The 14,309-nt window shown below is 44.3% G+C and carries 12 protein-coding genes and 1 pseudogene; 10 read left to right on the top strand and 3 right to left on the bottom strand.

Annotated features, from left to right (window positions below; genetic code table 11):
- Positions 1–332: 332 nt before the first annotated feature.
- Complete coding sequence (locus tag HP552_RS28040) at positions 333–3,365, bottom strand: hybrid sensor histidine kinase/response regulator (protein ID WP_312884362.1); 3,033 nt, start codon at positions 3,363–3,365, stop codon at positions 333–335.
- A gap of 781 nt (positions 3,366–4,146) precedes the next feature.
- On the opposite strand from HP552_RS28040, the gene HP552_RS28035 reads away from it, so the two are divergent.
- The 6 genes from HP552_RS28035 to csaA all read left to right on the top strand — a co-directional run bounded on the left by HP552_RS28035 (position 4,147) and on the right by csaA (position 8,505).
- Positions 4,147–4,410, top strand: coding sequence for a hypothetical protein (locus tag HP552_RS28035; RefSeq protein WP_175398651.1), 264 nt, complete (start codon positions 4,147–4,149; stop codon positions 4,408–4,410).
- Between the two features lie 333 nt (positions 4,411–4,743).
- On the top strand, positions 4,744–5,319 hold the full coding sequence (locus HP552_RS28030; protein ID WP_175398650.1) for a TetR/AcrR family transcriptional regulator: 576 nt from the start codon (positions 4,744–4,746) through the stop codon (positions 5,317–5,319).
- 359 nt (positions 5,320–5,678) lie between these two features.
- Positions 5,679–6,530 carry an SDR family oxidoreductase gene (locus HP552_RS28025; protein ID WP_175398649.1) on the top strand — a complete coding sequence of 284 codons (852 nt, stop codon included), beginning with the start codon at positions 5,679–5,681 and terminating at the stop codon, positions 6,528–6,530.
- A 14-nt stretch (positions 6,531–6,544) separates the two neighbouring features.
- Positions 6,545–7,636, top strand: coding sequence for an FAD-dependent monooxygenase (locus tag HP552_RS28020; RefSeq protein WP_175398648.1), 1,092 nt, complete (start codon positions 6,545–6,547; stop codon positions 7,634–7,636).
- Between the two features lie 118 nt (positions 7,637–7,754).
- Complete coding sequence (locus tag HP552_RS28015; RefSeq protein WP_062327794.1) at positions 7,755–8,078, top strand: putative quinol monooxygenase; 324 nt, start codon at positions 7,755–7,757, stop codon at positions 8,076–8,078.
- Positions 8,079–8,172: 94 nt separating this feature from the next.
- Positions 8,173–8,505: a chaperone CsaA gene (gene csaA, locus HP552_RS28010; protein ID WP_175398647.1), complete on the top strand. Its 333-nt coding sequence runs from the start codon at positions 8,173–8,175 to the stop codon at positions 8,503–8,505.
- 512 nt (positions 8,506–9,017) lie between these two features.
- On the opposite strand, the gene HP552_RS28005 is transcribed toward csaA, so the two are convergent.
- Entirely contained in the window at positions 9,018–9,161 is a 144-nt protein-coding gene (locus tag HP552_RS28005; protein ID WP_246311090.1) for a hypothetical protein, read from the bottom strand.
- Between the two features lie 325 nt (positions 9,162–9,486).
- On the opposite strand from HP552_RS28005, the gene HP552_RS28000 reads away from it, so the two are divergent.
- From HP552_RS28000 to HP552_RS35670, 3 genes are all read left to right on the top strand, one after another.
- Positions 9,487–10,089, top strand: a complete 603-nt coding sequence (locus tag HP552_RS28000; RefSeq protein WP_175398646.1) for a DUF7010 family protein — start codon at positions 9,487–9,489, stop codon at positions 10,087–10,089.
- 701 nt (positions 10,090–10,790) lie between these two features.
- On the top strand, positions 10,791–12,431 hold the full coding sequence (locus HP552_RS27995; protein WP_312884361.1) for a glycoside hydrolase family 127 protein: 1,641 nt from the start codon (positions 10,791–10,793) through the stop codon (positions 12,429–12,431).
- On the top strand, positions 12,428–12,775 hold the full coding sequence (locus HP552_RS35670; RefSeq protein ID WP_312884360.1) for a hypothetical protein: 348 nt from the start codon (positions 12,428–12,430) through the stop codon (positions 12,773–12,775). The genes HP552_RS27995 and HP552_RS35670 overlap by 4 nt, the downstream gene beginning before the upstream one ends.
- A 218-nt stretch (positions 12,776–12,993) precedes the next feature.
- Here the strand turns inward: HP552_RS35670 and HP552_RS27990 are convergent, their stop codons facing one another.
- Positions 12,994–13,914, bottom strand: coding sequence for a helix-turn-helix domain-containing protein (locus tag HP552_RS27990; protein ID WP_175398645.1), 921 nt, complete (start codon positions 13,912–13,914; stop codon positions 12,994–12,996).
- 111 nt (positions 13,915–14,025) lie between these two features.
- On the opposite strand from HP552_RS27990, the pseudogene HP552_RS27985 reads away from it, so the two are divergent.
- Positions 14,026–14,271 (top strand): annotated as a pseudogene (locus HP552_RS27985) (arabinose transporter permease); the annotation flags it as partial.
- Positions 14,272–14,309 lie beyond the last annotated feature (38 nt).

The raw sequence follows: 14,309 nt of genomic DNA, 5'->3' as shown, positions 1-14,309 counted from the left end.
TAGTTTGATGAGAACAAAAAAATTTAATTCGCGGCGGGCTAAGATATCTGATATAGGTAGATTCATGATCTACAGTTATATGATATGGAGATCCTTTGCATGAAATATTGAATTATGCAGAGGATACCGAGCAGCAACTTATTGTTTCGCGAGTGTGATATCAGGTATTCCGGCGATCACTTCTCTTGTACTAATCATTTTGTTTACTTTATGATTAATGTCATCAGCAAAATATTGGAGGGATCTCGAAGAAGCATTTTCTGCCTTCCTGATTATACACCTGCCTAATAAAAAGGAGAACTGCCTGTATACAGGCAGTTCTCCTTTTTACATTATTTCAGTTTAGCTATAGAGTCTGCCGGAATCCTAAACGAAACGGTAGTTCCCTGATTTTTTGTGCTTTGAATGTTCAAGCCGCTGCCGAAGGTTTGCATAAGTCGATGATTGGTATTGTACAGTCCGATGCCGCCTTTTCTCTGCCCGGGAGCATTCGATAGTTGGGCGACTTGGTCAGGTTCCATTCCAACCCCGTTATCCGCCAATTCAATGACAATGAAATCTTCCTGCCTTTCAATCTTTATCCGGATTGTACCACCTTTGACTCTGGTTACAATACCGTGCCGGACGGCATTTTCCAATATCGGTTGAATCGTTAAAGGGGGGATAAGTACGTTAATATTCCAGTCAACTTCCCATTCGATGTTCAATCGAGCTCCGTAACGTTCCTTTTCTACGTATAAATAGGCCTGTATAAGTTCAAGCTCCTGCTGGAGCGGTATCAGACGATTTTTATTTCGGTAATGAAAGCTGATTTGTAGATAGGTGCTAAATGAATCCACAAGCTTGCGCATACGATCAATGTCGATGTCGCTAAGTGCGACAATCGAATTCAACGTGTTGAACAAAAAATGAGGATGAATTTGTGCCTGCATATACGCGGCTTCCATGCTTAGACGATCATCAACAGAGTGTTTTAAAGTAATCAGAGAATGGATGCGGTATCTTAATTCCACCGGGTCGACTGGTTTTGTGACATAATCGTTAGCCCCAGACTCAAAGCCGGCATACACATCATTCGATTCACTTCGGGCCGTCAGTAGAAGTACGGGCAACTCAGAAGCATTGTAGCGCTCTCTTACAGCGCGTGTGAGTGCATAGCCAGACATTTCAGGCATCATTACGTCAGCGATGAGGAGATCCCAGGATTGCGTACCGAGGAGCTCAAGCGCTTCAATCGCTGAAACAACGCATCTTAGATGATACGACTCTGTAGATAGGATGCCGGCCAAAACTCTCAGGTTAATAGGGTCGTCATCAACAACCAGAATACTCACGGGATGTTCGGTCGACAGTGATCTTGTTTGCATCCTCACCGAGACAGGTCTTTGCTTGTAGTCGGCGCTGGCTGCAATTTCGTTTAAGGTATCTCTCCCGACAAGAGGAAGGAAAACCGACTGTATACTGTTTTCTACGTCCATATCGGCAGACGGAAGTGTGAATTCAAACGTCGTTCCTATATGTTTCTCCGATATAACGGTGAGCTCTCCGCCATGAAGTTCAACGAGCTCCTTGCTAATGCTCAGCCCAAGTCCGATCCCCCTGGCGTCATTTAATCCTTGCTCACCCTGTTCATATGGAAGAAATATACGCTTGATGGTTTCTTGATCCATTCCAATGCCCGTATCCGTTACTTGGATAGTTACTCCGCTTCCCTCAGGATAAGCGGTTACCGTAATTTCCCCATTCTCCGTGTATTTGATCGCATTATGAACCAAGTTCAGTACAATTTGAAACAGCCGCTTTTCATCTGCGTGAACGGCAGGGAGGGAATTGGGAATATCAGCTTTCAACTGTACAGATGAACCTTCCATCATAAATTTTAATAGATCAAACACTCCGTTTACGACAGATATGAAAGAAGTTCTACTCGGATACAGCTGAATTCGCTTCTCTATAAGGTGAGTGATATCCAAGAGATCATTTAACAAATGGGACATTTGGTAGCTGACTTTAACCAGAAGATCTAGGTCTTCATTACTCTGTTTACTTAGCGTTTCTTTCTCACGTTCTGCAAGACTTATCGCAATATTCGTGATTCCATGCAGTGGTGTACGCAGTTCATGAGAGGTATTGGCAAGAAATCGATTTTTCATCTGATCCGCCAGCTGCAGCTTATCGTTCAATTCACTGATTCGTTGGTTGTTACGAACATACCGCTTAAACCAATAGGCAGAAAACCCGATAATGGCTGCAAGTACATCGATTGGATAATAAACAGCAGGAAGTGCCGTATATCTACTAATTGCTCCCCAAATTGAGCTGGCCAACACGCCGCTGGCCGACAGGAGTAAGAAAATAGAATCTTCCTTGTTCTTTATAACCATTTGAATAAAGAGAAAAAGGGACGTTATCATCGGCAGTAAGTAAAAAACACTAAACACTTTGTACTCTACAAGAAAATGAACCCATTGCACCGGTATGATAAAGATCAGAACGGTATACAACGCCAAAAGCACACTGAATGCGGTAAATAAGCCACTGTGTTTGGGAGAGGCAAAACGTCGACTCATTTTCAAGATAAAATAGGAAAGCCATGAATAAGAAAGTACGGATACTTTAACTTCCCATGTGTAGTTTAATGGGAACACCTTCAGCAGAAGGGTATCGTTTGATGCTGCTACGGTTAAAGCAGCAGAGACAAGCAGCAGAAAAAAGTCAAGCAGGGACCACTGCCTCGGGTTGAATGAGTATAAAATACAGCAATATAATCCGTGCAATATAAGGATGACAATCATGATGAGCTGGAAATCAACGGATGCCCCGTTTTCTTTCTGGATCGCCAAGTGGGACCCCAACTTGATCGGCTTAACGATTCCCCCAGCGTATGGGTGATCATAATTAGCGACTCGGATGAGTATATCCAGTTCATGGGTGTTTCGGTCAGGCATATAATCGACGATAAACGAGCTTCGGTTTGGCAGGTAAGTCTGGCCGGACTCACCAGTATTCCCCATGGATGCGATCGTTTCACCGTTGATATCCAAAGTGGCTGCAGATTGGATTTCTTGAACCCAGAGTGATATAGGGGCTGAGAGTGGACGATCCAGCAAAATGCGAAGCTGGTATGTTCCGAAGCCATATGAATTTTTTGTTTCATCTCCCCATGCGTTTTTCCAGTCTCCAGGAACAGGCAAGAGGAGAGGCTTATCCGATATCGCCATTTCGTGTTGTTTTGCATACGTATCTGAATGAAAAATCCATTCTCCGTTGAGATTGATGGGTTTGGAACCTAATAAATCCCAGTCCCTCAAATCGAGAATACCATTAGATACTTGCGGCTGATCTGCTGGAGGAGCATAAGTCACAAGCCAAAGCCAACGGATCCCAAGGAGTAACGACAAAAAAACAATAAATGTAACAACATACTGAATTAGCTTAGAAATTTGAGTTTTATCGAGTAGGGTTCTCACGTTCACGTTCCTTTAATAAATTCTTACTTTCCAATATAAGCAATATAGAAACGTCAGTACAGCCGTATATTGGTAATTTTAGAAGAGAAAGAACTTTAACGTATGGAATCGTATAAATGATTCTAGCCTAATTGATCCAAATCTGAATGTTTAAATCATAGAGTTGCATTTGTAAGCAGGGCGGCAATACCTTTAATTTGATACATTATCGCCGAGAAAAAGAAAGTGATAGATCAAGTACATATTGTCGAGAGACAAGAACATAGTCCAATCGACGATTAGGCAAATATCTAATCATCATTTTAGCCGTTAATTCATTAAGCTAACGGGCAGAATACTTTAATACATTTTTATTGAGATGATGTAACTAATACGGCAAAATCACGTTTATTGTTTTAGAGTTAGGAGGCTAGTGATACATCAAAAAAAGATATTTATAATATTTGTTACGTGATTTGTAGCATTACTAGTGGTGCTCATTTATTTAACTCCTTTTGTAGGAAAACTCGTAGCAAATACAAGATTTGAAGGATACGCTACGAGCATAGGTATTAGAATTACAAAGAAATCGCCACCTCTTCCCAGTGTTATTTCGGGACAAACCCAAATTCCAGTTATCCAGAGTAGTTATTGTTGGGGCAATTTAGGATGTGCAGATTTTGCAGGGGGAAGAACAATGTTACAAGGGGTTACTCCTACTGTTATAACTCCTGAAGGAGACATTGCAGTTTCTTTTGCTTATAAACCGGCACCTAAACGTTTGAACATTCAGCAATTTTTCGACGATAAAACATTACAAATTCCTTTGAAAAATGACTCTTTTAATGCACCAAATGAACAAGGTACGTATTACTACGAGATTTCAGCCTTCTGGACAACCGATGATGGGAAATTTTCGCTGGGGGATACATCAGCAGTTTTTGTTATTGAAGTTAGATGATTAAACTAACGGGAAACGATAGCTCAATAAAAAACCAACAAAGCAGCTGACCAACGTGATCAGCTGCTTTTGTTCAACTACGGGTAAGATAGTTGAAGATTATTCGCGGTGAAACTTATCTCAAGTAGCGCGAACCATATTATTGCGATTTCACTACTAGGTTTGGTTCTTCCAAACCTAAAATATCCTCAACAGTAGCTCCATCTCCTCTGTACAATGAGGAAGTAATCTGAAAGAAAAATGCTCAGTACCTTTTTTGGCTACAGGGATAATGGTCACAGACGTACAACCGTCGTCATGGACATACATATATAGCACTGCTATAATGGACGTATGAACACATATGATAAAATATTGGCAGCTGCTCTTAAGGTACTCGAAGAGGAGGGCGGAGCCCAATTTTCGACGCGAGCTGTAACTTCGATCGCGCAGGTTACGGCTCCTACACTCTACCACCATTTCGGTAATGCCGATGGACTCCTGAGTGCAGCTATAGTGGAAGCGTTCAAGCAGTTATTTGAAAGCAAAATTGCCGCAGTGGAGTCCCCTATTCCAGAGATGGCACTTCGTCAGGGGTGGGATGACTATGTTCGCTTCGCGGCAGCCCGTCCTCGGATTTATGCGGCAATGATGGGGCGGTTACTCGAGGGCGCCCATATCGAGGCGGCAGATCAGTCGTACCAAGCACTGGTGCAAAATGTTCAAAGAGTTGCCGCCGAAGGAAAACTAGCTGTTTCAGCCGAAGCTGCGGCAGATCTGGTCTGGGCTTCTGCCAATACGGCCTCTTGGCTGTATGTGACGTCCCGAATTCGCAAGGTACCTCCCCCCCAGCCCGACGTCGTTGATCTCATTCGGGAAAGCGTAATGCAGATCATTTTGATCCAAAAGCCGGACGCCGGTTCAAAATGAGGGATCGATGACAGAGCCTGGAGACTCCAGACAAAGCCCCAATGTGGGCTTTGTTTTGTTTCATGGTAAAGATGAAGGACCACAAATCGTGGCACATAAGAGATCGCCTATCCAAGCAGGATGGCGATCTTTTTCATTTTCAGAGGAATTCGATGATCTCATTCCTCACGCCACGGTATCTCGTGAGCGTCGAAGTAAATCACGCTGCCCCCGCCATAAATGATGTTCAGGTCGCATGAGGACAACACTATACAAAAATATATAGCACCGCTATAGACAGTTCTGTATAGCGGTGCTATAATGGGCGTATAACAGTGCTATACAGTGATTCATAACTAATCAAACTCAGGAGGTTTACAATGCCATATAAAACTCAAGAATTGGTTGTCGTCACAGGTACTTCAAGTGGAATCGGAAGGGCTACCGCGGAGCAGCTCGCCGCTGAAGGATTTCATGTTTTGGCAGGGGTTCGTCGTCAGGAAGACGCCGACAAAATCAGACGCAAAAATATCGAACCAGTGATCGTTGATGTTACCAATATCGACACACTAAGGGAGCTGGCCGAACGAGTGGAGCAAGATCCGCTAGGTCGCCCTTTGCGCGCCGTGGTCAACAATGCCGGCATAGCCGTTAATGCACCTCTAGAGATGGTTCCGCTCGATGAATTTCGCCGTCAGATCGAAGTCAGCGTGATCGGGCAGGTCGCGGTTATTCAGGCGCTTACTCCGGCCTTGCTGAACAGCGGCGGACGCATAGTCAATATCGGATCCGTTGGCGGCAAAATCTCTATGCCCGGTTTCGGAATTTATTCGGCTGCAAAGTACGCGATGGAAGCGATCAATGACAGTCTCCGCAGAGAGATGTCCTCGTTCGGACTCAAGGTCATCATGATTACTCCGGGTGGTGTCAGCACCAGCCTATCGGAGAAAGGGGTTACGACAGCCGATCGACTGTCCAAGTTGATGACGCCCGATCAGCACAGACGCCATGATCGTCTTTTTGATGCCGTGAAGGCTCAGGCTGAATCGTGGGCAGCGGTCGGAATTCCTCCTAAGAAAGTGGCAGATGTGGTTTCACGAGCCATCCACGCAAGTAAGCCACGCACCCGCTATACGGTCGGTCGCGATTCGGCACTGCTGACCCGACTTGTCCGTATTCTCCCAGACAAAGTCCTCGACCGGATGCTCCGCAGCCAGATGAAACTGCAGTAAAGGAAGAATGAAATATGCCACAAAACAAGTTTGAACATGCCATTATTGTAGGTGGATCTTTAGGTGGTCTAATGATGGGGCTTGCGTTATCTCGTTCTGGTTATACAGTTACCATTCTTGAACGTGCAGATTCATCTTTAAGAAATGGTGCTTTTATTCGTTTGCAAACAAAGCCTTATAGTCATAGTAAAATTGAACGAGATTTAAGACACTTGGCATCCAATGGTAACAACAATGTTGAAGCCTGGTCAGCCATTCAAGAACGTTTGCGCAATGCGGTTGCTAAAGAACCTGGTATTACCCTTCTGCACCATACACGTATTGTTAGTGTTGGGCAAAATGAATCATCTGCTTGGGCTACCAGTGAAGAGGAGCAGACCTTTAAAGGTGACTTTTTGATTGGCGCAGATGGATATCGCAGTATTGTCCGCCGCTATTTAAGCCCTGACAAACCATTTGCAGATTATGCTGGCTATCTGGTTTGGGTAGGGAAGGTGGACGAAGAACTGCTGCCAAAGAAAGACTGGAAAAAACGGCAACTTTCGAGCGCTTATTTCAACGATAGTGCTGCCGGTACATTGACAACTGCAGTGATGCCAGGGATAAAAGGGGGAATCAATCCTGGCCAGCGATGGATTGGCTTTTGCTGGTTTGATCATTCACATAATCATTTGCTGTCTGAATTAGGTGTATTAAAGGGCGGGATTGCCCAGCATTCCTTATACGGTGAAGCAATTCCGGATTCGCTACTAGAAGAACTATCACAAACCAGCCAAGCAAATTGGAATAAAGAAGATGATGCAATTTTGCAAATCGCGATTAAGGACCGCAGTTTAATCGGGGCACCTGTTAATGAATACATCCCTAATATATTGTCAAAAGGAAGAATAGCCATGATCGGCGATGCAGCTCATACCATGTCACCAATGACTGGCGCAGGCTTTAATGACTCACTTGATGATACAGTTGCCATTATGGACTCCATTAAACAGTATCCGAATTCGATAACACAAGCTTTGGGTGAATACCAAACACGTCGTTTAGATGTGGTTCGTCAAGATGTTCTTGGGGGCCAAGGCTTTAATCGTTCTTTTGGACGATTTTAACAGCATTTAACTAAGCCATTAATACACTGGAATTTCAAGCATAAACGGCGAATCCCCCATTTGAGAAAACGGTAAAGCAAAAAAAATACGAAGTGTTTATAACTTAGGAGGAATTAGTATGAACGATACAAAGAACCCTTACGTTACTGTACTCTGGGAAGCGAGAGCTAAGGCAGGGAGAGAAGCCGAGATGAAGGCATTCATGACTGCTGCTGTCACCCCGTCGCGCAACGACCTCGGCAACATTGACTACGAGGCTCACGAGGTAGAAGGCCAGCCTGGCACATTCATCATCTACGAGCGCTGGGAAAACCGGGATGCCCTCAATCGGCACCTGAGCGCCCCCCGGATGCAGGAACTGGTGCCCCAGCTCTTAGAACTGATGGAGGGATCCATTGAGGAAGGGATTCGACTCCTGCAGCCGTTCCGCCCAGCGCAGTAAAACGCAATACCGAGTGGAACTCATTAAGTTCTGCCGGAAAGCGTGAGAAATATTTTCGTGAGCGGTTAAAGACTTTAGTGGAGGAGGCAAAACGTTGGCAACGATCGATGATTTTGCAGCACTAGATATTCGTGTCGGAACGATTAAGGAAGCGGAGTTTTTTGAAGAAGCAAAGATCCCTGCGATAAAGCTTAAGATTGATTTTGGACCGGAGATCGGGATGAAATCCTCAAGTGCACAAATAACTAAGCGTTACAAGGCTGAGGAAATTATAGGAAGGCAAATTATAGGAATCGTCAATCTACCTCCTCGGCGCATTGCCGGATTCAAATCGGAGGTATTAGTTTTGGGAGGAGTCCCGGAAAAAGGAGATGTTATTCTATTAAAGCCGGATACTGAAATAGCCAATGGCACTCCTATTGCGTAAAAATAAGGCTCTAAAAGCGGCTCAACCTTAAAATCAGTGCTTGACGATTAGAGCAACAGGCGGTGCAATTTGCATTTCCAGAAGAATGCCTTTTTGTAGCGGTTACGATTGTAGCCCAACAAGATGCCCAGACGTTTTCTACTCTCACCATTTAGTGCATCCGCTAGAGGATTTAGCAAAAGATGTTGCGATTTCAAATGAGCTTTCGCCCATGATAATAACGAATGCAGAACGTTTTTCGCACTGCCTGGCAGATCTCATTTAGGGATCTGTCACCATTTTACTATCAGGCAAGTTAGTTCAATCGTATCGAGAGTACCTCAAAATTGTTATTTGCCCATCAATTCGCTAAACTAACGGGCAGATTAGTGGAAAATACATTCAAATGAAATTACATACATACTAGTTGAATAGGAAAATATGCCTTCTAAATGGATATTGGTACTATATCCTTAATAAGGATATTTTCTACAATTAATCACGAATGTCATGGAAAAGTGAGATAGTCAGAACTACTGTTGATAAGATACCTGCTGCAACAAAAGTATTATTCTCCTTTTATTATTCTCTTTGTTTTCTTCTGAAGATTTAATAATTTCTTGTGATAACACACTCCATATGACAATAGAGACGAAAGCCACGATTACAATCCACATATTATCACCTCCTGCTTAATACACAGAGCACTCCATACTTAATTTCTTGAAAGTAGAAAAACTATATCATAGGTTTCATATTCCAAATTAAATTTCATGTTTTCTTCATTTTTTGTCCATATGAGATTCATTAGGCTGATAGAGGATTTATTAGTATTTGCATACTAACGGACAGGATAGTTCCAATTTAATCCGTTATCCATGCTTAGATCCATAGATTTATCTCCCCCAGGTGAGGAGATGTAATTTAACAGGGTATTTCCTGAAAGGGAATTTATGGTACATTAAAGTGGTTAAAATTTGAATTGTAGGAGACATGGTTAGTATGGAACATTTAGTAAAACCACCGAAAGCTGCTGTTTTTGGAGCTGCAAACGGGGTAATGTTCATGACTTTTTTTGGAGCGCTTTGGTCTGCAATTGGTATTATTGGTTCAAATAAACTGGGAGCTCCTTGGCTGCTTGTTCTTTCAGGTATTGTGACATTAACATTGCTAATCGGAGCTATTTCACTATTTGGGAAAGCACGTAACATGAACAATGTCACTGCAGAGAAAGAGAGGGAAAAGTGGAACAGAATTAATCGAAAATTTGGTATGATCTTTGGTTTAGAAGGTCTGGCAATATTGATTGCAAGTGTGCTTTGTAACTTATTCGATCATTTTGAAGTCTTTTTCCCGATCATGGCTATCATTGTTGGTATTCATTTTTTTCCTTTAGCTCGATTGTTTCGACAGAATTTTTATTATGGTACAGGTATAGTGCTCAGTATTCTAGGCATCATTTCTTTGTTTATACCACTGAATACCACTTTTGGCGATGTATCTCTAATTGCGAGGTCTACTTTTATCGGTTTCGGTTCTGCTTTGACGCTGTGGGTGACAGGTTTCAGGATCTGGATAACCACGCTCAAGCAATTGAAGAATTAGAATAAGGATTTGCTCTACTGGATCAATTCTTTTCATGGAGTCCGCGAGACTCTTTCAGGGTACTTATCAAAATCCAAATCACAACGATTTCCATTCAATCAAAAGGGAATATTGCATAGAGCTTATTTGGCTAGAAGCTTTGGTTAAAAAACCAAATCTCGTCGTACCTGCCCCTGTAAGAAATCTTCAAGGTGATAGAGTGGTCTTGGACACCGATGCAGTAGATGTCAATATTGAGCAACTATCGTCTGATTGAGGAATTGATCAGAAAATACATTCGTATACACACTTAAGCGATATCACAATTGGTAAACATTAGTTCCGTATCAACCACCTAATCAATTAGGTGGTTTTTCTTTTGAATCTTCAATAAAAGATGGAATATTAATTTTATTAAAGACGGCTGGCAATAAATAGTTTTCCTTTGTTGAGGTAATCGGTAGGATAGTTTATTGCTAATCTGGATGTTTAGAATATTTATTGTACTAATGAATCCCACGATGTTTTATGTAGCTATTCCTGGGATTACTGAAAGAACTTCAACACTCGTTTGTGGAGAAAAGACTGAATAAGAACAATGGCAGCAAGGAAGGCGCTCGTGCAAGGTTGTAATCATATAAATTTCAGTTGGAAATGATGATTTCACCCTGATGTAATGATTTGTAAAATAAGGATATTGAATAGAACAAGGAGAGGTTCCCATGACAAAACCAGATGTACCGCTTTATCCACAGACACCAGGGTATAGCCATAAAATCAATGATCCATTCTGGTCACATTATATAGAACTGGTCCGCAACGTGGTTGTTCCCTACCAATGGGAAGCGCTCAATGACCGTATCGAAGGAGCTGAACCAAGCCGGGCCATTCGGAATTTCCGCATCGCTGCAGGAGTGGAAGAGGGCGTTCATTATGGGATGGTATTTCAGGACAGCGATGTTGCAAAATGGATTGAAGCAGCTGCGTACCTGCTCTCTGCGAAGCCCGATCCGGAACTGGAAGTCCTCGTGGACTCCGTTGTTGAGACCATAGCACAGGCGCAGCAGGCTGATGGTTACTTGAACACCTACTTTACCTTGCGTGAACCTGGGGCGCGATGGACAAACCTCGCCGAATGCCATGAACTTTACTGCGCAGGACATATGATTGAGGCTGGTGTGGCGTACTATCATGCCACTGGCAAGCGCATGCTTCTGGATGTGGTTATTCGTCTGGCAGATCATATAGGCACCGTGTTTGGTACAGAGCCGGGACAATTGCCTGGTTATGATGGGCATCAGGAGATTGAACTTGCACTCTTTAAGCTGTATGAGACGACAAAGGAAGAGAAATATCTCGAACTAAGCCGTTATTTTCTGGATCAGCGGGGAGCGAGTCCGCATTTTTTTGTAGAGGAATGGGAACAAAGGGGCCGTACCGTACATTTTGGCGAGTTGGACATGGTGCATAAGCACACCTACTCCCAGTCTCATCTCCCCATTAGGGAGCAGTCGACAGCTGAAGGCCATGCGGTTCGACTGGTGTACATGTGTGCGGCTATGGCAGATGTAGCTGCAAAGACGGGGGAAACATCACTGAAAGAAGCCTGTGAACGATTGTGGAGCAACACCGTGAGCAAGCGAATGTACATTACGGGAAGCATTGGTTCATCAGCAAAAGAAGAAGCATTTACAGGCGATTATGACCTGCCGGGAGATACGGCCTACGCAGAGACTTGTGCCTCGATTGGCCTGATCTTTTGGGCGAAGCGCATGCTTCAGATGAAGCCGGATAGCCGGTATGCGGACGTTATGGAGCGGGCTCTGTACAATACGGTGATTAGCGGGATGTCCTTGGATGGTCAACGCTTCTTCTATGTGAATCCGCTTGAAGTCGATCCGGAGATTCAACGTGTGAATCCTAATTATGCTCACGTGCGAACACGTAGGCAAGGGTGGTTTGGCTGTGCCTGCTGTCCGCCGAACATTGCACGATTACTGGCCTCATTGGATCAATACGTGTATACCCCAGTTGTGGAACAGGCTACGTTGTATGTGCAATTGTATATCGGCGGGGAAGGGGAATTCACACTGAAGGATAGAAAAGCAGCGCTAACTATGGCGTCTGACTATACCTCCACCGGAGAAGTGAAGCTGATCGTTCGGCCTGATTCCCTAGAGGGTATGGAGTTTACGGTAGCTCTGAGAAAGCCGGACTGGTGCGAAATTCCCGAGCTGTGGATTAATGGGGAGAAGACAGAACAGGATGGGTTTACTTTTGAATGCGGTTACATGAAGGTGACCCGTACGTGGAAAGCCGATGATGAAATCAGGCTTCGCTTCCCTATGAAGTGCTGCGGATGAAAGGACATGATCACATCAGAGCCACTTTCGGAAAAGTAGCCATACAGCGGGGACCGTTTATGTACTGTCTCGAAGAAGTCGACAATGGCCGAGGATTGCATCGCATTCAGCTGCCCCGGGACGCCCAGTTTCATATCGGTAGCGGGGATCAGATGCCTCTGGGGGTTCCGGCATTTACAACCATTGGGCAGCGAATAGTATCCCATGAAGACTGGGGAACACATCTGTATCGCAGTGATGTCCACTGGGATGCCCAGCCTTCCAATCTTTGCTTCATTCCCTACTTCACTTGGGCCAATCGGGATGAAGGAGAAATGAGCGTTTGGATTCGGGAGTGCGAATAAGGGGATGTCTACGAGGAATTTACCGTTCGAGGAACAGTAAAGCTGGTCACAGTAGATTACCAGTACTGCGGAACAGGAACCAGAAGCAGGGCAAGGTGAAGCTTAGGTTGAAAGGTACTTCTTCATAAAGGATAGACAAAAAAGGGAAAGCGTCCGATAGACCCAGAAGGCGTGTTACGGGATAACGCGATCTCTGGGGATCGGACGTTTTTTAATGTTCAGGGTATCCGTTCTGAATGAGTTGGTTTATTTTCTCTATTGGTGAACTTGCTGCGGAAGTTGGAAGGAGAGATGCCCTCTTTTTTGGAGAAACAGGAAGAGAAATAGGATACATGATTGAAGCCGATCTCTTCGGCGATACGAGCAACGGACCAGGCGGTTTGCAGCAGCAGCTTTTTGGCCTGTTCGATTCTGTAATGCAGCAGATATTCCATGGGTGTCATGCCATACACTTTCAGCATGCTGCGCGCGAGATAGTTTGGATGATAGTTGAGTTCCTTTTGCAGCAATGGATTGGAGATCGGTAGAGGGTAATTGTGGCGGATGTAGAGTTCAATTTTCTCGGCAATCCGAATGGCGGCAACGTCGGACAGTGAGGACAGCCCAAGGTCCAGATGCTGCATAAATTGCTGGAAGGTCGCCTGTCGTTTCCAGTTGCGCATGGACTGAGGCTCCTGATCGAGTTGAGAGAAATGCTCCAGCAGTTCCATGTCTTTGGTTACAATGTGTATATGTTTGGGGATGAAGATGGAACAGACATCACAGTGGTTCAGATACGCGCTTACCTTATGTGTCTCGATTAGTTCGGCCTGATTGGCGAGGCATTCGTCCATGTTCGCAGACTCTCTCCAGCTGCCATAGGTTTGAAAATGAATCCAGATCATTTCCGTTTCCGCCTTACAGGCAGCGCTGCCGTAATGGTGTCCATCCGGCTTAAGGATCAGTGCTTCTCCTTGCTTTAGAAGCCATTCTGTCCCGTTCTCACTAATAGCGAGTGAACCACGTGTAACAACAATCAGGTCGAAGACACCGATGTCACTACGGCTGATGTGGTATTCACCGGCTTCGTAATAAGCACGTCCGCAATCAATAAAATAGGGAATGGGCGGGGTGATGAAATGTAGGATGGGCGAGTCCAAACCGGCACCTCCGAACAGGTTGAAATATTTAAAATTCATGTTGGCATCGAGCATTTATTTTTTATGATACAACAAGTAACATACTAAATAAAGCGCTTACGAAATTGGCAAGGGGCAATTGCCATCTTGCAGGCCATGAACAGCTGGAATAACTTTCTTTGGCCGCTCATTGTGCTGCGGACAACGGAGCAATTTACCTTGCCGATTGGGCTGGCTTCCTTCGTATCCCCACTGGGCAATCATTATGAGGAACTGATCTCAGGAGCCGTGCTTGCCATTGTACCCATCTTGATTCTGTTTCTGCTCTTTCAGCGCTACTTTATCTCAGGTCTCACGGTTGGCGGGGTGAAAGGTTAAAGTAAACTTCCTCTATATGACGAAATGGTTGTCCCAAG

Origin of the sequence: Paenibacillus xylanilyticus, from assembly GCF_013359935.1 — a bacterium.
GTDB classification, from domain to species: Bacteria; Bacillota; Bacilli; order Paenibacillales; family Paenibacillaceae; genus Paenibacillus; species Paenibacillus xylanilyticus.
The sequence above is the reverse complement of the archived record's forward strand: the minus strand, read 5'-3'. Positions and strand labels throughout refer to the sequence as shown.